The organism is Pseudoclavibacter sp. VKM Ac-2867 (genome assembly GCF_015351275.1).
Taxonomy (GTDB): Bacteria; Actinomycetota; Actinomycetes; order Actinomycetales; family Microbacteriaceae; genus Pseudoclavibacter.
Window position 1 is genome coordinate 57,487 of sequence record NZ_JADKSL010000011.1, and the last position, 21,377, is coordinate 78,863.

27 protein-coding genes are annotated in these 21,377 nt (G+C 67.0%); 1 reads left to right on the forward strand and 26 read right to left on the reverse strand.

The features are described from left to right. Positions 1 to 27 precede the first annotated feature (27 nt). The 23 genes from ITJ67_RS12145 to ITJ67_RS12250 all read right to left on the reverse strand — a co-directional run bounded on the left by ITJ67_RS12145 (position 28) and on the right by ITJ67_RS12250 (position 19,510). Positions 28 to 954 carry a glycosyltransferase family 2 protein gene (locus tag ITJ67_RS12145; protein ID WP_194677816.1) on the reverse strand — a complete coding sequence of 309 codons (927 nt, stop codon included), beginning with the start codon at positions 952 to 954 and terminating at the stop codon, positions 28 to 30. A gap of 113 nt (positions 955 to 1,067) precedes the next feature. Then, on the reverse strand, positions 1,068 to 1,574 hold the full coding sequence (locus ITJ67_RS12150; protein ID WP_194677817.1) for a hypothetical protein: 507 nt from the start codon (positions 1,572 to 1,574) through the stop codon (positions 1,068 to 1,070). A gap of 59 nt (positions 1,575 to 1,633) precedes the next feature. Beyond that, entirely contained in the window at positions 1,634 to 1,978 is a 345-nt protein-coding gene (locus ITJ67_RS12155; RefSeq protein ID WP_194677818.1) for a hypothetical protein, read from the reverse strand. A 419-nt stretch (positions 1,979 to 2,397) separates the two neighbouring features. Beyond that, the gene (locus tag ITJ67_RS12160; protein WP_194677819.1) at positions 2,398 to 4,749 is read right to left on the reverse strand and encodes a hypothetical protein; all 2,352 of its coding nucleotides are present in this window, start codon (positions 4,747 to 4,749) and stop codon (positions 2,398 to 2,400) included. A 348-nt stretch (positions 4,750 to 5,097) separates the two neighbouring features. Next, on the reverse strand, positions 5,098 to 5,586 hold the full coding sequence (locus tag ITJ67_RS12165; protein WP_228502728.1) for a hypothetical protein: 489 nt from the start codon (positions 5,584 to 5,586) through the stop codon (positions 5,098 to 5,100). 93 nt (positions 5,587 to 5,679) lie between these two features. Then, positions 5,680 to 6,369 carry a DNA N-6-adenine-methyltransferase gene (locus ITJ67_RS20455; RefSeq protein WP_416362325.1) on the reverse strand — a complete coding sequence of 230 codons (690 nt, stop codon included), beginning with the start codon at positions 6,367 to 6,369 and terminating at the stop codon, positions 5,680 to 5,682. Continuing rightward, positions 6,302 to 6,703 (reverse strand): hypothetical protein, encoded by a 402-nt coding sequence (locus tag ITJ67_RS12170; protein WP_194677820.1) that lies wholly within the window; start codon positions 6,701 to 6,703, stop codon positions 6,302 to 6,304. The genes ITJ67_RS20455 and ITJ67_RS12170 overlap by 68 nt, the downstream gene beginning before the upstream one ends. After that, the gene (locus ITJ67_RS12175) at positions 6,700 to 7,797 is read right to left on the reverse strand and encodes a M23 family metallopeptidase (protein ID WP_194677821.1); all 1,098 of its coding nucleotides are present in this window, start codon (positions 7,795 to 7,797) and stop codon (positions 6,700 to 6,702) included. The genes ITJ67_RS12170 and ITJ67_RS12175 overlap by 4 nt, the downstream gene beginning before the upstream one ends. 61 nt (positions 7,798 to 7,858) lie before the next feature. Beyond that, complete coding sequence (locus ITJ67_RS12180) at positions 7,859 to 8,479, reverse strand: TetR/AcrR family transcriptional regulator (protein WP_194677822.1); 621 nt, start codon at positions 8,477 to 8,479, stop codon at positions 7,859 to 7,861. A gap of 7 nt (positions 8,480 to 8,486) precedes the next feature. After that, positions 8,487 to 10,121, reverse strand: a complete 1,635-nt coding sequence (locus ITJ67_RS12185) for a PH domain-containing protein (RefSeq protein ID WP_194677823.1) — start codon at positions 10,119 to 10,121, stop codon at positions 8,487 to 8,489. Continuing rightward, a complete protein-coding gene (locus ITJ67_RS12190; protein WP_228502731.1) occupies positions 10,118 to 10,633 on the reverse strand; it encodes a PH domain-containing protein in 516 nt (171 codons plus the stop codon). The genes ITJ67_RS12185 and ITJ67_RS12190 overlap by 4 nt, the downstream gene beginning before the upstream one ends. A gap of 191 nt (positions 10,634 to 10,824) precedes the next feature. Further along, positions 10,825 to 11,847: a hypothetical protein gene (locus ITJ67_RS12195; RefSeq protein WP_194677824.1), complete on the reverse strand. Its 1,023-nt coding sequence runs from the start codon at positions 11,845 to 11,847 to the stop codon at positions 10,825 to 10,827. Further along, positions 11,840 to 12,394 carry a hypothetical protein gene (locus tag ITJ67_RS12200; RefSeq protein WP_194677825.1) on the reverse strand — a complete coding sequence of 185 codons (555 nt, stop codon included), beginning with the start codon at positions 12,392 to 12,394 and terminating at the stop codon, positions 11,840 to 11,842. The genes ITJ67_RS12195 and ITJ67_RS12200 overlap by 8 nt, the downstream gene beginning before the upstream one ends. A gap of 582 nt (positions 12,395 to 12,976) precedes the next feature. Beyond that, positions 12,977 to 13,453 (reverse strand): hypothetical protein, encoded by a 477-nt coding sequence (locus ITJ67_RS12205; protein WP_194677826.1) that lies wholly within the window; start codon positions 13,451 to 13,453, stop codon positions 12,977 to 12,979. After that, positions 13,446 to 13,757: a hypothetical protein gene (locus tag ITJ67_RS12210; protein ID WP_194677827.1), complete on the reverse strand. Its 312-nt coding sequence runs from the start codon at positions 13,755 to 13,757 to the stop codon at positions 13,446 to 13,448. Before ITJ67_RS12210 ends, ITJ67_RS12205 begins: the two co-directional genes overlap by 8 nt. Then, entirely contained in the window at positions 13,754 to 14,239 is a 486-nt protein-coding gene (locus ITJ67_RS12215; protein ID WP_194677828.1) for a hypothetical protein, read from the reverse strand. Before ITJ67_RS12215 ends, ITJ67_RS12210 begins: the two co-directional genes overlap by 4 nt. A gap of 84 nt (positions 14,240 to 14,323) precedes the next feature. Next, positions 14,324 to 15,514 (reverse strand): hypothetical protein, encoded by a 1,191-nt coding sequence (locus ITJ67_RS12220; protein ID WP_194677829.1) that lies wholly within the window; start codon positions 15,512 to 15,514, stop codon positions 14,324 to 14,326. 100 nt (positions 15,515 to 15,614) lie between these two features. Further along, the gene (locus ITJ67_RS19750) at positions 15,615 to 16,004 is read right to left on the reverse strand and encodes a hypothetical protein (protein WP_228502741.1); all 390 of its coding nucleotides are present in this window, start codon (positions 16,002 to 16,004) and stop codon (positions 15,615 to 15,617) included. Between the two features lie 153 nt (positions 16,005 to 16,157). Continuing rightward, positions 16,158 to 16,370 (reverse strand): hypothetical protein, encoded by a 213-nt coding sequence (locus ITJ67_RS12230; protein ID WP_194677830.1) that lies wholly within the window; start codon positions 16,368 to 16,370, stop codon positions 16,158 to 16,160. Beyond that, positions 16,367 to 16,951, reverse strand: a complete 585-nt coding sequence (locus tag ITJ67_RS12235) for a hypothetical protein (RefSeq protein WP_194677831.1) — start codon at positions 16,949 to 16,951, stop codon at positions 16,367 to 16,369. The genes ITJ67_RS12230 and ITJ67_RS12235 overlap by 4 nt, the downstream gene beginning before the upstream one ends. Positions 16,952 to 17,005: 54 nt before the next feature. Beyond that, a complete protein-coding gene (locus tag ITJ67_RS12240; RefSeq protein ID WP_194677832.1) occupies positions 17,006 to 17,914 on the reverse strand; it encodes an AraC family transcriptional regulator in 909 nt (302 codons plus the stop codon). A 66-nt stretch (positions 17,915 to 17,980) separates the two neighbouring features. Further along, a complete protein-coding gene (locus ITJ67_RS12245) occupies positions 17,981 to 18,862 on the reverse strand; it encodes a helix-turn-helix transcriptional regulator (RefSeq protein WP_194677833.1) in 882 nt (293 codons plus the stop codon). A gap of 120 nt (positions 18,863 to 18,982) precedes the next feature. Beyond that, positions 18,983 to 19,510, reverse strand: coding sequence for a DUF3846 domain-containing protein (locus ITJ67_RS12250; RefSeq protein ID WP_194677834.1), 528 nt, complete (start codon positions 19,508 to 19,510; stop codon positions 18,983 to 18,985). A 110-nt stretch (positions 19,511 to 19,620) separates the two neighbouring features. Between ITJ67_RS12250 and ITJ67_RS12255 the strand changes: the two genes are divergently transcribed. Further along, on the forward strand, positions 19,621 to 19,902 hold the full coding sequence (locus ITJ67_RS12255) for a hypothetical protein (RefSeq protein WP_194677835.1): 282 nt from the start codon (positions 19,621 to 19,623) through the stop codon (positions 19,900 to 19,902). Positions 19,903 to 20,095: 193 nt separating this feature from the next. On the opposite strand, the gene ITJ67_RS20010 is transcribed toward ITJ67_RS12255, so the two are convergent. The 3 genes from ITJ67_RS20010 to ITJ67_RS12265 are packed head-to-tail and all read right to left on the reverse strand — an operon-like array spanning position 20,096 to position 21,333. Continuing rightward, the gene (locus tag ITJ67_RS20010; protein ID WP_323741454.1) at positions 20,096 to 20,680 is read right to left on the reverse strand and encodes a DNA N-6-adenine-methyltransferase; all 585 of its coding nucleotides are present in this window, start codon (positions 20,678 to 20,680) and stop codon (positions 20,096 to 20,098) included. Beyond that, positions 20,587 to 21,183 carry a hypothetical protein gene (locus ITJ67_RS20015; RefSeq protein WP_267238560.1) on the reverse strand — a complete coding sequence of 199 codons (597 nt, stop codon included), beginning with the start codon at positions 21,181 to 21,183 and terminating at the stop codon, positions 20,587 to 20,589. Before ITJ67_RS20015 ends, ITJ67_RS20010 begins: the two co-directional genes overlap by 94 nt. 6 nt (positions 21,184 to 21,189) lie before the next feature. Continuing rightward, positions 21,190 to 21,333: a hypothetical protein gene (locus ITJ67_RS12265; protein WP_194677836.1), complete on the reverse strand. Its 144-nt coding sequence runs from the start codon at positions 21,331 to 21,333 to the stop codon at positions 21,190 to 21,192. Positions 21,334 to 21,377: the final 44 nt, after the last annotated feature.

A 21,377-nucleotide genomic window follows, 5' to 3' on the forward strand; every position in this document is an offset into this window, starting at 1 on the left:
CGATCTATGCGGGGACCCCTTGGGTGGCTACTTAGCAGCCCAGCCCGGCTCTTCGATGGGGAACACTGCCTGCAGCTCGCTCCAGAACCGCATCTTGAGCCCGATGAGCTCGCTGTACTGGTTGCGGTCGTCGTCCCGGACAGCGACGTCGACGTCACCGCGTTCCGTTCGCCACCCTCGGTGGAGCGCGAGCCTGGTCATCCACATGTCCTCGATGAAAATGCCCGTCTCGGGGATGTCTTTGAAGAATGCGGGATCGTCAACGAGGTCCGAGTCGAAAGCTGCAGCCCCCGTGCCGGTATACGTGGCGCTGCCGCCGATCGCCGGCTGTCGCCGGGAACCGTAGTCGTGGACTTCGGAGTTCCATGCCCAACAGCCAACGAGGCTCTTGGGCGTGTAGGTCTCGAGCAAGCTGGTGATGAAGTTCGGTCCCGGCTCCTGGTCGTCGTCGATGGTAATGACCGGACCGCGGTAGCCGTCCTTACGGATGTCTCGAATCGCGACGAAACGGGCGATGCCGCGGATGTTGTCCGCGCTGACATGCAGCTCAGCGGTGGCGAGTGAACCGTCAAATGTGAAGCCGGAGAGGGCTTTCCGGTAGAAGTCGGCGTCGGCAGGCTGATTGCACCAGAGGACGAGCCGGACGGGTCTAGATACTGCTTGCGCGTTGAGGAGGCGCAGGCTTGTCTCGAGGTTCTCGCGGCGGTTCCAGAGACACATGACGACCGGGATGCTGTCGCTGCTCGGTGCTTGACCGCCGTAGTACTCGTAAGTCCGTCGCTGGTTAAGTATCAGCAGTGTCGTCTGCTTGGCCGCGGCTGATCGCGATTCCAGACTGGTGCTGGCTCCGAAGGTTGATCGTCGTGGTCTGCGGAAGGGTCTGGTGAGGAGGTCACGGAGCGTGGACATGCGGCTCGTTTCGGTTGGTTCACGTGTTGAAACGTCGATCAACATATGCGGGGATCGAGCGACTCACGCGGCGACACCGCTGTGTCGACTGAACCGGGACAATTTGCTGCCGATTTTTCGCGTAAAGTTCCTAACGATTCGTTTTTGCGCTCACCTACTCAGGCAGTCACGTGGGCGGGAACATGCATGATGAAAAAGGCGTAGATGCCGGACATACACAGCAGCGCGGCCAGCGCGCCCCACTTCAGGATCACGGGCCGTGTGGCGATCGCGCTGGCGCCGAGGGCGACGAAGACGGGGAACGCTGCCTGGAGCATGCGGGGTCGCGGCCCGACGCTGCTGTAGAGCAGTGCTAGTGCGATCGTGACCCCGGTGTATGCGAGGGCCGGCAGCGGGCTGACTCGATATGAGCGGGCCGCCCAGACCAGCAGGCCGAGCCACACGAGCAAGGAAGCCAGTATCACCAGGTAGTGCACTCGGTCGGGCTCGGTGCCGAGCACGGCCTTCCCGAACCGAGCGATGAGCTCGGTGCCGAAGTCGAGCCGCTGATTCCATTGGCGTTGGGCGGAGAACCAGATGAGCGGATCCCCGGTCCGATACCACGCGTAGCCGAACGGGATCGCGATGCCCGCTGCTCCAGCGACAGGTATGAGCAGACCCCGCATGGGAGGTCGCGCCGCCCGCTCCCCACCTGTTTCCGGTGCCAGCCTCGGATCTCCAAGGCCTAGGCGACGAGCCCCGCGACGACGACTGCGAACCCCGTCGACCGGACCGAGCACGCCCCGAGTGTCGCCACTGCCGCGATCCACCACTGCCCACGCACCATGGCGTCGATAGCGACGACGGCCATGACCAGGAAGAGCGCCTCGGTGTATGGCAGGGCCATGACGACGGTACCCGGTGAGGCAAGGAACAGCGCGACGGTCCAGAGCGCAGCGCGGTGGTCCACCCAGTTGCTCGCGAGTCGGTAGAAGGCAATCGTGAGCGCGATGCCCCACACCGTGGACAGGATGAGACCGGCGAGGCGGTAATCCTCGACGCCGAGGCGTGCCACGAGGCGGATGAGCATGGCCAGGCGGGGAAGAATCCCCAGGGCCCGTACCCGTCACGCCCCTCGATCGTGAGTCCGTCCGGGTAGCCGTGCTCAGCCAAGTACAAGTACCACCAGCCGTCCCACCGCTCCTGGGCGGACAGCACTGAGAGAGGCTCCCCCGCAGCGCGTTGGGCGGCAGCGAAACCGAGGAACGCGGGGACCCGAGTGGCAAGGTAGATCACAGTCAGGGCCGCGACGCGGCGTACCGCAACGGTCGCCGTCGTCCCGGAACTGTGGATCGGCTCGGTGAGGCGCTGTCGTGGTGTGTTCATGGCGGTCGAATCCTATGCGGGGTCCAGCGCCAGCCGACGCATCAGCGGCTCGTGCTGGGACACAAGCCAGCCCCCTCGGATCACGCACCCGAGGGGGCTGGCTTGTGTCAGGTTGACGGAGGGCTACTCAGCCTTGGCTCGTCGGCGGTTGCGGATGACGAACCAGGCGCCTCCGAGGAGTGCGATGACACCCGCTCCGATGGCTGTACCGATGCCGGGCGCCTCAGCGCCAGTCGTCGCGAGGGAGGAACCGTCCGAGGACGGCGCCGGAGCACCCGGTGCCGGTACCGTCGGGGTCGGGGACGGAGCCGTGAACGCGTGGGCCGGGTCCGAGTCGGTGACCTTCGTGCCCTTCTTCGTGATCGCCTCAACGGTCATGGTGTTGACATGCTGCTTGCCCTCACCCAGGGCAGGGAGGATCGCGGTGCAGTTCGTCGACGCACCAGGCGCGAGCTCGTACGTCGAGCAGGTGATCTTGTCTGCCGCAATCACGTCATCCGTGACCTTGATCGTCACCGGCACCTTGAGCGGGTTCGTGACGACGCCCTTCACGTTGCCATCCTCGTCAGGCTTGAGCTCGACAGCATCAGCCACTGTGTTCGCGTCCTTCTCGTTGATGAACTTCGTGATGTTGATGCCCGGGTTGTAGGCGTTCGCGGGATCCTCGTCCTTGACGGGCGGGCCACCGTTCGTTGGCGTACCGATCACGGTCAGCGTGTTCTGGTGCCACTCGCCCGGCTTGAGAACATCGCCCGTGGCCTTGCACTCTGTCGATGCGAACGGCGCGAGCAGCATCGTGTCGCACGTGAATGCACCATCTGGCAGAACATCGTCCTGCAGAGCGAGGTTCAGCGACGACCCGCCACCGTTCTTGATGGTGGCGGTGAACTCGAGCGGCTTACCGTCGGTCACCTCGGCTGCGGTGTCGGGGGCGTTCGCGTCCTCACTGTTGACGTACTTGGTGACCTCGATACTCGCGGCGACCGGATCGATCTTGAGCTCGTCGGCGGAGTCGAACTTCTGGAAGGTCCAGTCGTCGATGTTGCGCTGGTCGCCCCAGGAGCCGGTCCGGGAGTTGTTCTGGTTCGGGAACACCTGCCCCGCGACCCAGGTGTGGACGCCACCTCCGGAGGACGCGCCAGCCGTTCCGTCGATGACTGGGGTGGTGGAGGAGCGTTCGCCACTGGTGTTGGCGAACATGGTGTCGTCCCAGTAGACAGTGTCGTCACCGGCGTTCGGCCCGTTGAGGGCGATCATCTCGATGCCGCCTTCGCTGTACTCGACGTCAGCGCGCACGAAGTGGATTGGGTTCGTCTGCGACATCGACGCCTTGAACGACACCGGAACCTCGAGTCCGGTGTCCTTGCCTGTCGCGTCCTTTCCGTCCCACTTGAGCGAGAACGAACCCGGCTTGTTGACCTGGACGTTCTTGGTGACGTCTTCGGGATCCCCGTAGGAGCCGTTGCCGTTGGCGTCGATCTGCACTTTCACGAGCCCGTAGGCATTCGCAAGGGTTCCCGTGACGGTTCCCGCGTTGGAGGATGTGCCGGTGCGTGCGAACTCGGTGACGTCGACTTCGGGCGTCTTGAGCTCCGCGTTGACCCACTTGTCGCCCGTGCGACCGTCACCCCACGGCACGTCACCGAGCGGGATGCTGGTGTCGGGAGCCTCGAAGAACATGCGGAAGGCCTGGAGGCCGTCGACGTCCGCCGACGAGCGGGGTGTCCAGTAGTCCGCGTTCTGGTCGCCCAGCTCGGTGTTCGACATGTCCGGCGTGGACTTGAACACGGATTCAGCCGTGCCCGCCTTTGCGTTGCCGATGTTGTTCATGTTGATCGCCGAGTCGACGCCGTTGTAGCCGCGCAGGTTCACCTGGTACTGGGCACCCTGCGCGTTGATCGCGGTGAGCTCCATGTCGGAGAACTTGTCGAGGTTGGAGTGCAGACCGAGCGACTCGAAGAACATACGTCCCGAGATGGAGCTTCCGGACGAGTCGAGAGCGGCGATCTGCCAGTCGAAGTTCGCGGCCTTCTTGGTCTCGGGGTCATGCGTCTCGACCACCCAGACGCCGGCAGTCGCCGATGTGAAGGTGCCGCCGAACACGCCCGAAGGTGCGGTCTGCATGCCCGAGTCGTAGGCCACGGCCCCGGTGGGGTCCTTGATGATGACCTTCCCGGTCTGGACGTCCGTATCAAGCCACCCGGCCGTGTAGACCGACTCGAAACTAGTGTAGAGCGATTCACCCGCACCGACGTAGACGAAAACTTCGGTGACGCCCTCGTTCTGCGAGCTTCCGATGAGCTTGGAGTTCTCGACGGTGGTCGTCGCCGACCCGGGGGGTGCGACAGGAGCTGCCGTTGCCGGCGCTCCGCCTGCGGTCAGGATCCCGGTAGCGAGGAGCGCGAACGCTCCAGCTCCGATCGCTGCCCGCCGAACGCCGCTGTGCCGCGCTCGTGGTGCTGTCATGATGGTCATGGGGTCCTTTCGGGACGGAACAGTGGAAGGCGGCGCAGCGCCGAAGCGAGTGCCAATGCGACGTAGATCCCCGGCCTGAGCGGGGTGTCCTGCCCCCTATGCGCGAACTCGGCCGAAACCGTGAACTCGCCTTGGGGCTGCGTCGTGCTCCCTATGCGCGAACCCGGGATCGGACCGTGGCGTCGCGGCGTGGAAGCCGTGCACGTGCCCTATGCGCAAACTCGGCCGGAACCGTGAACTCGCCGTGGAGCGCGTGCACATGCCCTATGCGCGAACTGGCCCGGAACCGACGAAACGCCCGTCGGGCTCTTCGTGTGAGAGGGCCTGGCGGGCGCTGTGCATTCGGGATCAGCGCAGCGTTCGGTACTCGATCAGCACCTCGTGCGCCCAGCTGCGAGCCGCCGCAATGCCGGCCTCCATGCCACTGCTGATGCCGAGGTCCGTGTAGACGACGAGTTTGGATGCGACGCCAATCCACGCCTGACCGGCGGCGATGCCCAACGCGCGCTCGGCCGGGTCCGAGTCATCGAGGACGCCCGGCTGCGTGTAGAGCAGGTGGGAGGCGATGGGGGCTTCCCCGCGGGCGAGGCTGTCGGCGACGCACGCGCGGGCGTAGATGAGGTTCGCTTCGACATCTCCCGCGTACGGAGATTCGAGGACGACGAGGATGGGGCGAGAATCGGGAGTGGCGCTTCGCGGGCTCAGCTCCACCGGCACGCGAGTCTCGGCGTACTGGTGAGTCCACGGCATCGGAGCGACGTCGAGGGCCTCGCGGTCGCTGGCGGTCGCTCCTCCGACGAGGATTCGGTGGTGACCGTCGGTGTGCCGCTCGGGCATCGGTCGTCCGTTCGTCGCGCTCGGGAAGAGTGGGGCCGAGCGACTGCAGTCATTCCGCCGCCCGGCAAAGAGCGCTGGTGGTTCTGGCGCCGGTCATCTCTGCCGGCTCGCCGCCATACAACCCCCGGGGGGTGTACTTGGATTTCCGCGGCCCAGGTGAAGTTGACCCTCGGCTCCTCTATGCGGGGCACCGTCAGCGAAGCCGCAGGTACTGGCCTCCGAGCGCTGATGCCGAGAGTGCTTCCGCGTCGTGCAAGCCGTACGCGATGAGTGCGGTGGTGCCCCGGCGTTGTGGGCCGCGCGGGTCCCGTCAGGGTGCAGGAAGTGCAGGCGTCCGCGCAGGAACAGGACCGCGAATGCTTCCGGCCAGACGTGCTGGAACCACATTGACGTCTCCGTGCGGGCGAAGACCAGGGCCGTGCCGGTGACGTGCTCGGCGAGCTTCGCCAGCCACGCCGCCGTCTCGGGCCCATGGGGCGGGTTCAGGAACAGGCGTCCCGTCCAGTCCCGAGCGAGCCCGTCGATGCCAGCCTCCGGTGTCCACGTCTCCGCGGCACGCTCGTGTCCTGGAGCGCCGCACGGGTCGAGGTCGAACCGACCGAGCGCGCTGACGATCGTTGCCGTCGTCAGCCATCGGTCCGTGCCGATGATGGGTGACTGGCAGCTGCCGATCGTCAGCGCGCCGGCGCCGAGGTCTCGGCGAGGATGGCGGTGGTCAGGGCGTGGGTCCGAGGGTCCCCTGTTCGGCTGACTCCACGGTCTCGAGGTAGGCAATCGCTGCATCGAAGGCGCCCTCGAGGGTCCGTCGCACCTCAGACGTGGCGGGTTCCGGCCCTGTGGCGTAGACGGTGTCTGAGAAGGCGCCGCTCTGGAGTGTCCAGTTGACATACACGTGTCCCAGGCAGAACCGGCGCTCGTGGCACCCTTCCTTGACTTGGATGCCGAGGATGCGCACCTTTCGTCCGTCCGGGGTCTCGGCTTCGATGGCTTCGGGCAGCTCGAATCGAGAGCCGTAGACGTTGGGTTTGCGCTTGAACTCGCGGTAGAGCTCGCGGATCTGGACGGGGATGAGCTGTGCAGTTTGGGTTTCGGGAGTTGTGGTGGTCGCGTGGGTCATGATGCCTCTTGCGGTTCGGGCGCGGTCGGTTCTTTGGGCGCCGATGGACGCGGCGTGGTCGCGTCGCTTGGAGCTGGCGCGTCCCCGGACGGTGCTGACTGGCTCGGATCCGGGGTGGATGGCGCCGGATCGACCGGTCTTGGGTTCTCGGGTGCAGGCTGCTGTGGACTCGGACCCGCATCCGGGGCCGCAGGGACTGTGGGTGCTGGCGTCTCGATGACGGGCACGGCGGGTGGGACATAACTGTCGGACTGCTCTGGCGTCCACCCCTCCCCCTCGTCGGCGCTGTTGTCGCTCGGCGGGTTCCAGGCGGGTGCTTCCCCGAACACGTCGACGGCTTTCCCGTCGGCGTATTTCTGGAGGAACTTCTGCGGGTCGACGTGGACGCCGTCGACGATGATCTCGAGGTGCAGGTGCGCGCCGGTGGACGCGCCCGTGTTGCCGAGGAGACCGACGAGCTGGCCGGGCTTCACCTGGTCGCCGATACTGACGGCTGGGGAGCCTGCGACCATGTGTCCGTAGACGGAGCGGACCTGCTTCCCGTCGATCCGGTGCTCGACCACGACGTGCGCGCCGAGCCCGCCCGTGTCGGTGCGGACGACGTCGACGACAGCGCCCGCGGCGATGCTGCCGAGACGCGTGCCTTCGGGGCCGGCAAGGTCGAGGCCTCGGTGGTTGGAGGAGCAGCCGGAGCACGGGGAGACGTGCGGGCCGAACCCGTCGGTGACGGTGACCTTCGACATGTCCGCCGGCCACTGCACACCCGCGGCCGCCGCGGCAGCTGCCGCTCCGGTGAGTGGCACTTCGCGGCTGGATGCAGCAGCAGGCAGGTCACCGGAGACGGTGTACGTCACTCCCCCGCGGCCGTCGGCAGCATCCGAGCTCGTGACGATCGGCACGCTCGACTGGCCATCGTCACCCGCGGCCGCGCGAACACCAGCGCCGCCGAATGTTGCGCCAAGGATGAGCGCGACAGAGGCGGCTGCGACCGCGACGGACGCAACCTTCTGCCGCTTCGAGCGTCGCTCGTGCGCACGTCGCGTGCGGCGCCCGAAAGGGACAGCGTCGGGCGGGGTGGGCGTGAGGGTGGTCACAGCGCGGAATCTGTGAATCGCGACGGTAGATGTCACGTCTTTCGGAGCGGTTGCCGTTTGCTTAAACGTCGCGGCGCTCGACGAGGAGGCCTTGGAGGATGAACGCGACGGTCTCGTCGATGAATGGGGTCAGGTCGACGGCGCGGTCACGCTGCACTTCGGTGACACCCACGTCGAGGACTGCCTCGACGATGGCGACCACAACGGGCAGGGGCATCTGTCGGAAAACACCGGCGTCCATGCCGCTGGTGAGGATGTCGCGGACGAGTCTTGAGTCTTCCTCGGTGCCGGTCAGATAGAGAGGGGTGCCGTCTTCTGTGCGGTGTGCGACCACGATCTCGATTCCGGCGGTCACCTCGGCGCGATGCGATCCGACGTGGTCGAGGTACGCGCGCAGGTAGGCCGTGAGCTGTGCGACGGGTTCCGTCTCGGCGAGGGTGACCTGGGCGACCTCCTGATCGAGGTGCGTGAACACCTGGTCGACGACGCTCAGCAGCAGCCGTTCCCGCGCGCCGAAGTAGTAGACGATGGCACTTTTGGCCACGCCGGCGCGCGCGGCTATCTCGGACAGCGAGGCGCGGTGGAAGCCGATCTCGTTGACTGTCGTGATCGCGGCAGTGATGATCTGCGCGCGGCGCGCGTTCTCGGTGAAGGTGCGCGAGGCGGGGTCTGGTGACGGCACCGTCCCATCATCCTCGTCCGGGCGGCGTCGCGCGCGCGCGGAACCCGTCGAGGAATCCCGGCGCGGCGTCGTCAGCGAAGCCGATGCCGTCGGCGATCGGCACGTCGGGCGCCTCGTAGGCGTACCAGCCCGCCGCGGTCATCGCCGAGACTGTGCACAGTCCGATGCGACGTTGCAGCACGGACTGCCGGACGGCGATGGTGCTGACCGCGTCACGACGCAGCGCGGACGTGCTGCGACTGAACAGCCCGCCCCGCACGACGAGGTAGTCGCCGTCGATCGTGTGGCCGAGTGTCCGGTAGGCGATGACCGCCGCTCCCAGTGCGATCGGCCAGAGCCCGAGCGTCGCCCACGGGATCCACGCCGGGATCACACCCGACACCGCGGGTACGGCGAGCAGGAGGGGTGCAATCGCCGAGAGTGCGGTCGCCCACAAGAGCCGGCGGCGAAGGGCCGTACGCGGATGCCGCTTCAGGGGCGCCTCAAGAGGGTTCGCCGACCCGAACACGTCGCGGGCGACGCGGCGCGCGACCGAGATGGGGCCGCGGGGCAGGATCGCCGCGGGCTCTTCGGCGTCCCACAGGTTGAGGCCGGTCGTGATGATGCTCGTGTCAGCCATGCCCATCCATCGCCACAGCACCGGTTCCGAGATTGTCAGTCCGCGCATGCGCGACTCGTCACGGTTCACCTCCCGGGTGCTGAGCAGCCCGCGGCGGGTGCGCAGGTAAGTGCGCTCGCCCGAGCGCGTGCGCGCGAGTTCGAAGCGCCAGTAGCCAAGGAGGAACGTGATGCCGAGGCCGATCGCGCCGAGGAGACCGGCGGCCGCGATCGCGAGGAGGGTCACGCCGACCCAGCCGATCGCGTCCCAGTCGGCGAGCCGCGCGATGAAACCGAACAGGTCGATGCCGAACGTCGAGAGGAACCAGAATGCTCCCCAGAGGAGGCCTGCTGCCATGAGGAAGGCCCAGATGCTGAACATGTTGTAGACGACCAACCACGGCCGGAAGGTCGCGAACACCTCGACGTTCTCGACCGCGACGTCCTGCAGATCGTGGGGTGCCGTGGTGCCGCCGGTCTCGACGACGATCGGTGCACCCGAAGCGGATCTCGCCGCGCGGCTCGGTGCCGTCGCGTCGAGCAGCTGCGAGCGGAGTGCCGCGGCATTCGCCCTCGACAGGGCGTCGAGCACGAGGGCCGATTCGCCCGCGCCGGTCTGCTGCCCGGCGCCGACCGTGACGATGCGCAGTCCGGCGAGCCGGTGGCGGAGCTTCGCCGCAGTGTCGACGCTGCGGACACGGTCGCGGTGCAGCGTGCGGTGGCGGCGGACGAAGAGTCCCGTGCGGCGCTCGATGTCGAACGGCGTGACCCGGTACGTGGTGAACGCCCACCGGAGAATGTCGGAGACGGCGCCGGTCACGCCGAACACCGCGACGAAGATGAGCGGCCAGAGCGCGTCGAAGGTCACGGGCATGCCGAAGCCCCACACCGCGACAGCAGTCGGGGTGAGCGAGAGCAGGCTCACGACGATGTCGACACACACCACGCGCACGCTCAGCCGCCGCCATTGCACTTCGTCCGAGGCATCGGGCGCGCTGTCCGCGGTGCCGGTGGGGCGCGCACCGTCGACGGCGTCGGCGGTCACGTTGCGTCCCCTTCCTCAAGCTCTGCGACGATCGCGAGGCGCGCGGCGGCCTCCTCGGCAGCAGCACGGTCGAGTCCACGGATCGAGATGGCGCCGTGCGACGACGCCGTCGTCACGCGCAAGGTCGACAGGCCGAACAGCTGCTCCAGCGGTCCGCGGAGCGCGTCGACGGTCTGGATGCGCGAGGTCGGCGCCACGCGCCACTCGGCGACGAGCCATCCGCTCGAAGCGTATGTCGCGCGCTCAGTGACTTCCCACCGGTGCACGCGGAAGCGCCAGAAGGGCTCGAGCGCGACCTTGACGAGGAGCAGCACCGCCAAGACGATGGTCGGCGCGAGGAGCCAGACGCGCAGCGGCTCCCACAGGGCGGCCGCGACGATAAATCCGGTGAGTGGGATGCCACAGAGCAGCAGGTTGCGCAGCATCCACCACGGGATCGCCCGGCGATCGAGCTTCAGCGCGGGCGGACGCACGCGCGCGTCAGGCGGTCCGTACATGTCGATGGTGTCCATATGACCAGTTTAGACCGACCGGTCTAATTCTTGTCCACCTGTTCTCAACAATGCTGCGATCACGGCATCGGGGCTGCGGTGTTGGCCCTGCGGTGCGACCGCAGATCCCGGCTTGTCCTCATGAGTACTTGCAAACGACCGTTTCCGTGACGATAGAGACGCGCTTGAAGCCCACGCAGTAGCGGCGGGACTCAGCCACGGCGGATCGCCCCTGCCGCTTCGAGCGCCTGCTCGGCGAGGGTCTTGGATCCTTCGATGCGTCCAGCCTGGCTCTGCTCGGACCAGTCGGGCGCCCCGCCGTACCCGGCCTCGAACTCGGCTGCGCTCATCGTCCACGGGTCCGGGTCGATCGCGCGAGCGGCGGCCTCGATCTTCGCGGCGTCGGTGGTCTCGGAACGGACGGTGAGCACGGCCTCGGCTTGCTTGTTCGCAAGGGCGACCTTGTCCGAGTCGAGGACTTCCTCGTACCAGTACGCTTCACCGTCCCACGGCTGTTCGACCGGGTTCTCGGCGTAGATGGCTCGTGCGAGGTCGTCCTTCGTGAGTGCGTGCAGCGCCGTCCGCGGCCGTTCCCAGATGGGGAGGCCATCGAGGCTCGTCTCGGCGCCCCAGAACTCGAGCTCAACGTCTGGCTGGTCGATGTGGGTGCCGAACGTGGACCAGCCGGGCGGTGGCGAGGCGAGGATCAACTGGTATCGTGCGCGCTCGTCGGCGCGGACCGCCTTCATGAGCTCGCGCGCAGCGACCTTCGCCTTGTGCGTCCACTCGGCCGCATCGGTGCCCGGGTAGTCGATGTTGCTGATCGCGTCTTCGAGGCGAATCAGCTCGTACGGTTCGTCGTAGGTGGCGGTAGTGCGCTCGCGCCGGGCGCCGCCGAGTGCGTCCGCGGCGGCGGCGGCGGCGAGTGACGCCCGGGCATGGTTCCGGTAGGCACTACGCACACGATCAGGGAGGGACTCCCATTCGAGTCCCTCGTCCATGGACTCGTGGATAGCCCTCGCGACGATCTCCACGAGGTCATCGTGGTCACGGAGGGCTGCGGGCACTTCCGCCAGTGTCTCGGCCTTGAGCCCAGCGAGCATGTCGGTCAGGGACTCGGCAGCGCGCTCGACAGCCTCCGACAGGTGTCCGTAGCCGTAGTGGCGCAGCCGCTCGGCGGCCTCCTGCAGTCGTTCCCGCTCCACCTCGGTGGGCGTGTACTCGTGCTCAGCCACGGGACACTTCCCGGGTGGGCTCGAGAGCCAGCACGGCGTCTGCACGGTGATTCGCAAACGCCTGCTCGCGACCACTCCAACCACAGTGGCAGCGGAACACCGTGACGCCCCTCTCGACGTCGGCGCGGACGCAACGGTGAGCGTGCATTGCCTTCTTCACCTGATCCTGGTCGAGTCGCTTGGCGCGCTCGTCGGCCCTGACATCGGCCTCGAATCGAGCGACTGCATCCTGAAATGTCTGGATGAAGGCGGCGCACTGCTCGCTATCGCATTTCGCGCGGACAAGGTACTCTCGCAACGCCAACTCGGACGGCATGCGCTCCTCGCCCCGCTCGGGAGAGGTCTCTATCTGCGCTGGCCTCGCCTCGAGCTCAGCGATATTCGCTCGCAGTGACTCGATCTCGTTGGCTGCGCTGATCCAGGCTTTCGAACCGGGGAATCCGCCAGGTTCCTCCCCGAGCCAGGGCAGTCCGTTCCGGAGCAGCTGGACGTGCCCGTCGTCGTACGCGTAGGTGTAGGTGTCGTCGATCTTGATGCGTTCCGACATGATCGGCCTCCTGGTCGTGGCCCGGCGGCGATTGCCGAGCGGCGGTGCGGTCTCTCTGGGCCGGCTATGCGGGGCAGAGCTCACGCGGCGCTGCTCGCCAGACTCGCGAGGAACTGATCGGCGTCGGTTGCGTTGGTCTGCTCCCCGCAGTCGGGGCAGGCCTCGAGGACGTAGGCGACGATGTCGTGCATGCGCAGGCGCCCGTCCGGGGCGTCGCTGCGGGTGCGTTGGGCGATGGAGAGCTCCCGCGGTGACGTGCTGCCGCATTCCGGGCAGGACGCGCTCCGGCTTCGAGTTCGGGATAAGCCGCCTTGGCGGCCAGCGCCACGTCCGCTCCGGCGAGGTAATCCTGCCAGATCGGATGGTCCTGGCACTCGATCATCTCGACGTACGCGGCGTTGTGGTCGAACGTCGCGAGAGCTCGCGCCGCGTCGACGCGTGCGGGATGGCTGGCGCGGTCGTCTGCGCTGTTGATGGTGGGTTCGGGCATGGTCGCCTCCGTGGTCGTGGTGGTCGGCTGAGCTATGCGGGGACGCACGCCACTCGCCGGCCATTTCCGGAACCCTGTGGCGTGCGAACTGGTCAGCTCTGCGCGAAGGCTTCGAGAGCAGCGCGGATGAGGCGGGCCTGAGCATCGGACCGCAGGGAATCGAACTCCCAGTCCTCGAACGTCCTGCCGGACTCCGCCTCCACCCACCCGCGGTGCGCCCGCCGGACGTCGGCTTCGGTGACCTCGCGGGTCTCGGGTTCGAGAGCGAGCACCATGCGGCGAGCCTCTTCCAGTTGCTCCGCGATCTCCCCGTGGCCCGCGTGCTCATCCAGCGAATCGACCATGCCCCGCAGGTGCTCGGCGGTCGCGTTCACCTGCTCGCGGTCGGGTCGCTTCGCGCGCTCCTCGGCGAGGACCTGTGCCGTGATGCGAGTCAACCCACGGTCGAACTCGGCACCATCCTGCGCCTCGACCTCAGCGCGACGGTGTTCATCTTCCACGAAGTACCCTGCCGAGATGTAGGTCGCCCGCATCTCCGCCTTGGTCGGCGTGCGCTCCTGCTCAGGCACTCGCGCTCACTTCCTGGGCCGACTCGGCTGCTTCGGCGGCAGCCTTGCGCTCGTCGAGGATCGCCTGGAGCGCGGGCTCAGGGATGACGCGGGTAGCTTCGTCGTTGACACGAGCGAACCCGACGCGGGTGCCGACAACGGTGGTCTCCTGGTTCGACTCCGTGTCGAGGAAGCCCCACGTGGTGACGGGGCCGCGCATGTTGTCGATGAGGATGCTTCCGAGTTTCATCGACGGCCGTGGTGACTCCCCGTGAATGGCGGTGATCTCGTAGAACGCAACGCGCTTGCCGGGCTTGAACTTCATGCTCGGCTCCCGTCGGCGTCGGGAGTGCTGAGGGGTAGACCTCGGACCGAGCGAAGGGCGTCGTGCATGGCCATCTCGGACGAGAATCCGGCCGCGGTGCGGCGCTCGAATACGTCGAGGGCCCTGGCGATTGGTTCGCGGATGGCCGATAGGACTTGGACATTCTGCCCCGGGAGACCGAGCGATTTCGCGATGTCCGGTCTCAACGTGCCACCGGGTTCAAGGTACTCGCTGACGTGCTCGTTGATCTCGCTGAGCCCAGCCATGAACAGGACCTCGAGCCGCTTGAGTTCGTTGTCTCGTTCGGCCGCCTCCGCAGTGCGGCGTTGTTCAACGGCGAGGGCGAGGGTCGCGTGCATCTGCGCGCGCTGCATCTGGAACAGGGAGCGTTCCCTGGCGTCCTCCGCGCGGTCGTCGAAGTTGTCGTGGGCGAGCTTGCTGAGAGGGATCGCTTCGGCGTGGTGGTCGATGGATTCAGGCATGGTTGCGCCTCCTGGGTCGTCGGGTGGTGTCGGTGCGGATCAGCCCACCTATGCGGGGAGCGCGCCGAGGCCCCGCCGCCGCGATCACATCTCCGTCGGACTCACCACAGCTCTGACCTGAGCCACGACGGCCCCGGGTGAGTAACCCGGATGCACCTCGACAAGCACCATCCCGTTGCTCTCGCACAAGTGGCGTTTTCGGGAGTCGCGGCTCTGCTGGTCTTCAAAAGCCTCCTTGCCTCCGAAGAAGTCGACCGGGCGCGAGTGTTGGATTCCCTGATACTCGATGCCGATGTTCCTGTCGGGAAGGTAGATGTCCAAGCTCTGGGGTCGAAGCCATTCGAGCCGTCCCTGGTGGATCACGACTTCCCCTGGGAAGCTGTCCCTGATCAGGTTGAGGAGCTCAATCTCCCCCACCAAGCCCTCTCCGACTCGCGGCAAGTTGGCGTTCGTGCGAGCTTGGTTCTCGGCCCTCCGCATGAGGGCGACGCAGAACTCGCGCACGAGCTGGTGGCCGACTCGGTCGATCCTCACTCGCGGTGCGGGCCAGTCAATGCCTTGGAACTGCGCTCGTCCGAACTCTTCCAGGTCACCGCTGCGAATGTGAGTGATGGCGTACGTCAGATCGTCTCGTCCAAGGCGGTCTCGAAGGTCAGGCAGAACGGAGTCAACGACGTCCTCGACTGCGCCACCTGCTGTCACGCGTTGCCAGAACTCGGCAATGATGCTCTGTCCGTGCTCGGCGTGGAACGCATCGAGATTGCTCTGCAGGACGTTAATCCCTCGGTGTTTGAGTATGCCTTTGGGCCAGCTGCCGTACGTCCAGCTAACTAGGCTCCGAAACTCGACAGGAAGGTGTCCCAGGGCCTCTTCCTGCGACAAGTAGACCTCGAGTTCCAGGTCCCCTCGACGTGCGAGGGTTCCGATCGCGGCTGCGAAGTGTCCATCCTCGAGGAGATAGCGGATACCGAGGAGGTAGGAAGGCCAAGGCAGCGAAGGCGCCCCTTGCCGGCTCGCGGCCTGCCATGCTTCCAAGGCTTCGCGCGCCACTCGAGGTTCCGTCTTCCGGAGTTCCTCGATCTCATGCAGTCGACGCTCGGCATATCCGTGATTGCCCAGAGTGTCGAGCTGGCGCGACTCCGCGATTGCCGGGAGGTAGTGACGGACGTAGAAGGTCTCCTGACCTGGGGACATCGGGCCGCCCGCAGGGTCGAACGCTTCGCATTTGGGGACCCGGGTTGACTTCGATGTCCGTTGCGGAAGTGGGAGCGTCATGGTTCCATCTTCGCGCTCGGGACCCGGGAACAACACAGAACCGCCCGCCTGGTCCAGGGGTTCTGGGTGCAGGGCGGGCGGTTTTGGGTGAGTACTGAGGTCAGGCGGCGAGCTTGGCCTTCTCCTCGGCGGTGACGCGCATGAGCTCGATCGGGTTGTTGCCGGTCCAGAGGGCGCCGGTGGCGTGGTCGATGACGATGGGCGCTTGCATGTGGCCGAGCGACTTGCAGTGCTCGCGCTCGTCGTCGGTGAGCATGCGGTACTCGAACGGGACGACGCCGTCGTTCTCGAGCTTGCGCTTGGTGGCGGTGCACTGGACGCACGATACGGTCGCCAGCACCGTCAGGCGCGGGGTGGGGGTCGGGTCGAGGCCGGGATCAGCGGGCACGTAGTCGGCGACGGATTGGACCTGTAGGTCGCGTTCGAGGACGACGGGCGTGTACGCGCTGAGGTCTGCGGTGGCGGTTCCGGGAACGGTGATCATGGTCATGGGGTGGCCTTTCGGTGGCGGTAGGGGGTTGCTGAGATGTGGGGCGCGGCATCGGCAATCGTCGAGGGGCTGTGGGTGCTCTAAGCGCTGTGGCCGCTCGGATGGGGATCCGCGTGCTCGCACTGTGTGCGGCGCTTGATCGCGGGCGTGTGCTCAGTCGAGGTCGAGGAGGTGCAGGCCCGTCGTGTCCGGCTTCGGCGGTGCGCTCACCCCGCGTGCCCTGGCGACTCCGGGCGTGCGGACGGGCTTTTGCGCTGGCCTGCTCCAGGCGGAGGTCGCGATTCCGATGACGATGACGACGATGAGCGCGGAGACAGCGGCTGATCCGAAGGCGACGACGACCAGGGCCATCACCTCCGACATCATGCGCCGCTCCCTGCGTCGGTGGCCGCGACGGCCCGCAACTCCGACCCGTCCCGCCAGTCGTCCATGAGACGCGGTCGTCCGCCGCCGTCGAACCTGAGCCACACGCGGAGTCGGGAGTACCCCTGCCGGGTGGCGTCCCATCGCAGCACGGTCGTCGACCACATGCGCTGCCGCCGATCCCCCAGCTCCACCCGCTGCGGGTCCGCGTGGAGGCCCTCGATCCCGGCAAGGGATCCGTACCGGTCAGCGGCCCACGTCAGCATGGCCGTGTTCGGGTGCCAACGCAGGGCGGCATCCTCGTACCGGTCGGAGTGCGGCCGAGCGGGGAGGAACCGCAGCAGCGTCTGCGCGAATGCGAGAGCCGGGCCAACGGCGACGACAGCGAGCGCTTCGCGTGGCACGTCGACGAACCCGCCGACCCAGTCGGCGAGGAACGCCACCGCGAACGTGGCCGCCAGCCAGCCGGTGGCTTCCAGGGTTGTCCGGCCGACGTTGTGGCGTTGCAGCACCAGCACGGAGCGCTCGTCGAAGCAGAGCTCGGCTGGACGATCATCGTCCGATTGGGTGTTCGGGTGGTCCACGGGTCCGCCTTCGAGGGTTGGGCGAGCGCTCCAGGCGCACCGCTGTCCTCTGCCCTATGCGGAAGCGCGACCCTCCCGAGCTCTGATCGCTTCCCGGAGTGCCCGTGGGGACGAGAACCCGCTGGCGAGCGCGACCCGGCGCAGCTCCTCCGCGGATGCGCCCTCCCCCAGCTGGGCCTCCGCGAGACGCAACCGCGCGTCCCGGAGGTGCATGGCCGGAGTCCGGTTGGTGCTCTCCAACAGCCGGTGGACCTGCGAACGGGACAGGTTGACCTTCTCGGCGAGCTGCTGGACGGAGAACGCCGGATCGTGCGCTTTCGCGTCGATGACCCCGAGTATGTTCTCCACCCGATTCGTCGGCGCCGCCTCGTCCGCAGTGGATCGCGCAAGGTCCGGGTCGGAGTCGATGTTGGAGATGGTCGCGGCGAGCAGCAGCTGCTCGATGCCGACCGACCAGTACCGGTAGGGGGTGGTGTTGCGGCGCACGTGACCGCCGAGCGCGGCAGTCACCGAAGCGACGAGCGTGCGCCGGTAGGAACCATCCGCGCGATATGAGTGCCCGTGCAGCAGATGCCGTTTCGGCACTCCATCGAAGAGGTCGGAGGGCACGCCGATGAGGAGTCGGAATGAGGGCCGTTTGGTCCGCAGCTGCAGCGCTGCGTTCCCGGCGGAGGTGAAGTTCGCTCCGGCTGGTGCGGAGCGGGCCAGCCCTTCCGCAAGCAGGTCCATGGATCCGTCAAGGACGAAGGAAGCGACGGTGACCTGCTCGAACTCGGTGTTGGGGACGATTTCCATCACCGCCGGTGTGTGCCAGATGCGTCCGATGACGAACGTCGGAGTCCATGCGAAGTCGGCCGTGACGCGCAACGGTTGTTGACCGTGGGTGACGACCTTCCATCCGCGCTCGGCGAGCCAGGTTTCGGTGTCGCGGCCGGTGAGGGACAGCTGCAGTTCAGTGCGCATGGGTTCGTTCCGGCGGGGAGATGGGTTGGGGCGGTGTGGGTGAGATGAGGCGCGTGCGCGCTCGGTCTAGACGAAGATCTTTCGCGGCATCGGTGAGCTCGCCGGCTTGGGCTCAACAGCGACCGAGCTCAGCGCGGGGTCGCGAAGTCCGGCGTCCGATCGATGTTTCGTGATCGCGCGCCGCAGGTGCGCCCCGGGGCTCAGCCCGGTCGGCTGGAAAGCCCGGTACAGCTTGGCTCGGGAGACGCCCAGGCGCTCAGCGAGGCGGCCAACCGACAGCTGCGGGTCGTGTCCGTGGATCTCGATGAACAGCAACGCATCGGCCAGCACCTCACGCTGAGTTTCTGCCTCTTCCGGCGTCGGGACGGTGTCGCCGCCGTCACGGTCGTTGATGGTGGCGGAGAAGACCGCGGCGAGCGCGAGCGACTCCATCCCCGCCGTCCAGTATCGGAACGACTCGTCGGAGCGACGTACTCGGCCACGCAGCGACGCAGTGGCGGAGCTCATCAGGCTCTCTCGGTAGAGCGCCTCGGCCCTGTAGGGGCGAGCTGGGATGGTGAGTTCCTCCGGCATCCAGTGGTACAGCGTCTTCGGCAGGCCAATGATCAGCCTTGAGGAAGGCTCCGTCGACGCCATCTGCACGGACACGGTCTCGTCGACGAAGAAGTGCGACGGGGCTGACATGCGACAGGCGCCGCCGTCGGTCACGAGCGTGATCGTCCCTTCTAGGAGGAACGTGACGAATTTGAAGTCCGCGCAGTCCTCGGGCAACTCGATCGAGGTCACGGCGGCCGAGTGCCAGAGGCGGTTCAGGTTGAACTCTGGGCTTCGCGCGGTGTCGGCCGTCAAGCGGAAGCGGTCGCCTGAACCGATGACCCGCCATCCGTGCTCGCGCATCCACCCGACCGCCTCGGCGCCGACCAACGCGAGATCACGCTCGAAACGCACGGCAGCCTCCTCGCAGCCTCGGGAGCTCTTGAGATTCGCTCACGCTATATGCGGTCACACCGCGGAGAGCGACTGAGTGGCTCGTTGAACAGAACTGATCCAATTTGCGCGCATATTCGGTCATCCAGCGAGGCGGTTTCTCACCTCCTTGTGCTTGAGGAACTTCCGGTCGGTCATGATCGCGAGGAACGAGTGGTCTCTCGTGCAGTCGCAGCGCGCCTGGTCGTCGAGGTAGCCGATCGCGCCGTTGCAGGCGAGCGGAAACTGGTGAACGCCGATTCGGTGCCCGCAGGCGCACACGCCTGAGACGGGGATGCGCACGCCGAGCGCTTGTTCGATCGCACCGACATCGGCGCTGGTTTCCACGCCGTCCTCGTCGACAAGCCCCGTGACGACGAGGGTGCCCTGGACCATGTCGCCGCCGACGAGGCGTCCGCCGATAAGCGCGAGCCCGCGATGGTTGATCGGGAGGCCTTCGTAGAATCCTTCGGCGTGCACGTACCCGGAGGCCGTGCCGCCGACCGCGATGGCTTCGATGTCGCCGCCGACGAGGCGCTGGAATTGGCCGAGCGGGTCTCGCTTCGTGATCGTGACTGCAGCGATGTCGCCCGTAGGCGGGATGACGACGACGGTGATCGGGTACGGCATTGCTGGCCTTCCTGGAGAACGGGCGTGGGCGAGCTGTCTCGCCTGCCTGGCTATGCGGGCCTCCGCGCCCGGCCCCTGATGCGCCTGCCGGCAGAACGATCGAGCCGAGCATGGTCCGCCGCTGGCAGATGAAAGGCTCAGCCAAGGGTCCGCATCCCGCGGAAGCACGCCCCGAGCATCGCGATCATCGCTGTCGTCAGCTCGGGATCGCGGCCGGTGGCGCAAGCCTCGATGCCGGTTTGCTCGCCCGGGCAGGCCACGCGCTCACGCCCGTCTACTCGGACTGGGCCGCGCTGAACCTGGCCGGTACGTGCGAGGCGGACTTCGTCACCGCAACCAACGGCGGGTCGCCCGAACGGGTCCTGGCACGCTCGACAACGAGCATCGGCTGATGCTCCGGGCGAGGCGATTCTCCACAGATCCTGCCGCCTCATCCACAGGCTTCGACGCCGGCCCATACGATCCGGGCATGAACGACGACGGACCAGAGATCGGCTGGCCGGCATGCCCGAGCTGCCTCACCCTGCTCACCATGAGCGAGCGACTGCGCTGCACAGGGTGCGGGCTCGTCGTCCTCTGAGTGGTCTACCGGCGAAGCGTCGTCCCCAGATGCTCCAGTTGCCTGGCATCACAGTCCCACGTGAAGATCGCCGAACCGTGCGACGCGGCCATCTGGCGCCCGTCCTGGCGAGGGATGCCGAATTTGAGCCGCCCCTGGACGAGCGTGACCGCATCGGCTGCGGCGAGCGCGGCGTGGAAGATGCGCGTGTCCGTGTGCGCGGGAATCAGCGGGGCGACGCGAGCCCCGGCTGTCGCCGCGTCAAAGCACCGGTTGAACCAACGCTCCCGCGCCTTCGCGTACGGCGGGTTCACGAAGATTGCCTCAGCATCCCATGGCAGGGCCGCGCAGTCGTCGGGAAGGCACATGAAGCGTTCCGCACCGTTCGGGTTGTCGGGTTCCGTGCACGGGTCCAGTTCGATGGTGCCGCCGAGCGCGGCCCGAATGGGCGCGAGCGACGTGCGTCGTCGCTTGTTGGCTGAGCTATGCGGGAACCAGAGGAAGAACCGGACGAGACCTAGCTGTGGTGCATAGCATCCAGGTCGACAAAGACCAGTTCGCGTCCCTGACCGCGGCGGCCTCGACCGCGCACCGGCTTCGGGGTCGATGATCTGGACTGCACCGTTCCTCGCGCTGGGGGTGCGACGTTCGCGAACGGACGACGACCGTGCACGCCGACGAACGCATCGACGTGGTCGCCCTCCACGTCTTCCGAGTAGTCCCAGGGCGTCTCAACCCAGCAGACCTGCAGGGTGGCTGCCTCCGCGAGCTGCCAGATGGATCGGCCGCCGGAATGGTTCGCCCGGTTTGGCTTGAACCCGCCGAGACGGTCGCGCAGGCCACGCTCGGCTTTCCCGATGTAGAGCACCTCGGCGCCATCGATCCAACGTCGCTCGAGGTCGCCGATGGCGTAGGCGCGGAGGAGGCTCTCGTCCAAGAACAAGGGTGCCGGGAGTGGATCCGAGCGGAGCACGACGTAGATGCCCCGGCCCAGCGGCAGATCACGGCCGCTGAGCCCGATCAGCGGAACGAACCCCTCGAACCCAGTACGGACCAACGCATCGCGGGTCCAGGCGTCCGGGAGAGGAAATTCCGTCCGGCGTTCGTCGGCCACGGCGAACTACTTGGCCGTCTGGAATTGGATGATTTCCCAGCCCTCCGGCACCTGCGCCTCGAGCTCCGCGCGAACGTCTTCGTACTCGGCGGCCTCGCCCTCGAGCGTGCGTCGTTCTGCGGAGCGGATCATGCCAACCAGTTTCGTCATGAGGCGGATCGTATGCGGGACAAGAGCACCGGCGGCAGAGGCAT

Excerpts from the sequence above, each read along its gene's own strand:
- ITJ67_RS12145 (WP_194677816.1), bottom strand. The coding sequence starts at position 954 with ATGTTGATCGACGTTTCAACACGTGAACCAACCGAAACGAGCCGCATG.
- ITJ67_RS12150 (WP_194677817.1), bottom strand. The coding sequence starts at position 1,574 with ATGCGGGGTCTGCTCATACCTGTCGCTGGAGCAGCGGGCATCGCGATC.
- ITJ67_RS12155 (WP_194677818.1), bottom strand. The coding sequence starts at position 1,978 with ATGCTCATCCGCCTCGTGGCACGCCTCGGCGTCGAGGATTACCGCCTC.
- ITJ67_RS12160 (WP_194677819.1), bottom strand. The coding sequence starts at position 4,749 with ATGACCATCATGACAGCACCACGAGCGCGGCACAGCGGCGTTCGGCGG.
- ITJ67_RS12165 (WP_228502728.1), bottom strand. The coding sequence starts at position 5,586 with ATGCCCGAGCGGCACACCGACGGTCACCACCGAATCCTCGTCGGAGGA.
- ITJ67_RS20455 (WP_416362325.1), bottom strand. The coding sequence starts at position 6,369 with ATGCAGCGATTGCCTACCTCGAGACCGTGGAGTCAGCCGAACAGGGGA.
- ITJ67_RS12170 (WP_194677820.1), bottom strand. The coding sequence starts at position 6,703 with ATGACCCACGCGACCACCACAACTCCCGAAACCCAAACTGCACAGCTC.
- ITJ67_RS12190 (WP_228502731.1), bottom strand. The coding sequence starts at position 10,633 with ATGGACACCATCGACATGTACGGACCGCCTGACGCGCGCGTGCGTCCG.
- ITJ67_RS12200 (WP_194677825.1), bottom strand. The coding sequence starts at position 12,394 with ATGTCGGAACGCATCAAGATCGACGACACCTACACCTACGCGTACGAC.
- ITJ67_RS12210 (WP_194677827.1), bottom strand. The coding sequence starts at position 13,757 with ATGAAGTTCAAGCCCGGCAAGCGCGTTGCGTTCTACGAGATCACCGCC.
- ITJ67_RS12215 (WP_194677828.1), bottom strand. The coding sequence starts at position 14,239 with ATGCCTGAATCCATCGACCACCACGCCGAAGCGATCCCTCTCAGCAAG.
- ITJ67_RS12220 (WP_194677829.1), bottom strand. The coding sequence starts at position 15,514 with ATGACGCTCCCACTTCCGCAACGGACATCGAAGTCAACCCGGGTCCCC.
- ITJ67_RS19750 (WP_228502741.1), bottom strand. The coding sequence starts at position 16,004 with ATGACCATGATCACCGTTCCCGGAACCGCCACCGCAGACCTCAGCGCG.
- ITJ67_RS12230 (WP_194677830.1), bottom strand. The coding sequence starts at position 16,370 with ATGATGTCGGAGGTGATGGCCCTGGTCGTCGTCGCCTTCGGATCAGCC.
- ITJ67_RS12240 (WP_194677832.1), bottom strand. The coding sequence starts at position 17,914 with ATGCGCACTGAACTGCAGCTGTCCCTCACCGGCCGCGACACCGAAACC.
- ITJ67_RS12250 (WP_194677834.1), bottom strand. The coding sequence starts at position 19,510 with ATGCCGTACCCGATCACCGTCGTCGTCATCCCGCCTACGGGCGACATC.
- ITJ67_RS12255 (WP_194677835.1), top strand. The coding sequence starts at position 19,621 with ATGGTCCGCCGCTGGCAGATGAAAGGCTCAGCCAAGGGTCCGCATCCC.
- ITJ67_RS12265 (WP_194677836.1), bottom strand. The coding sequence starts at position 21,333 with ATGACGAAACTGGTTGGCATGATCCGCTCCGCAGAACGACGCACGCTC.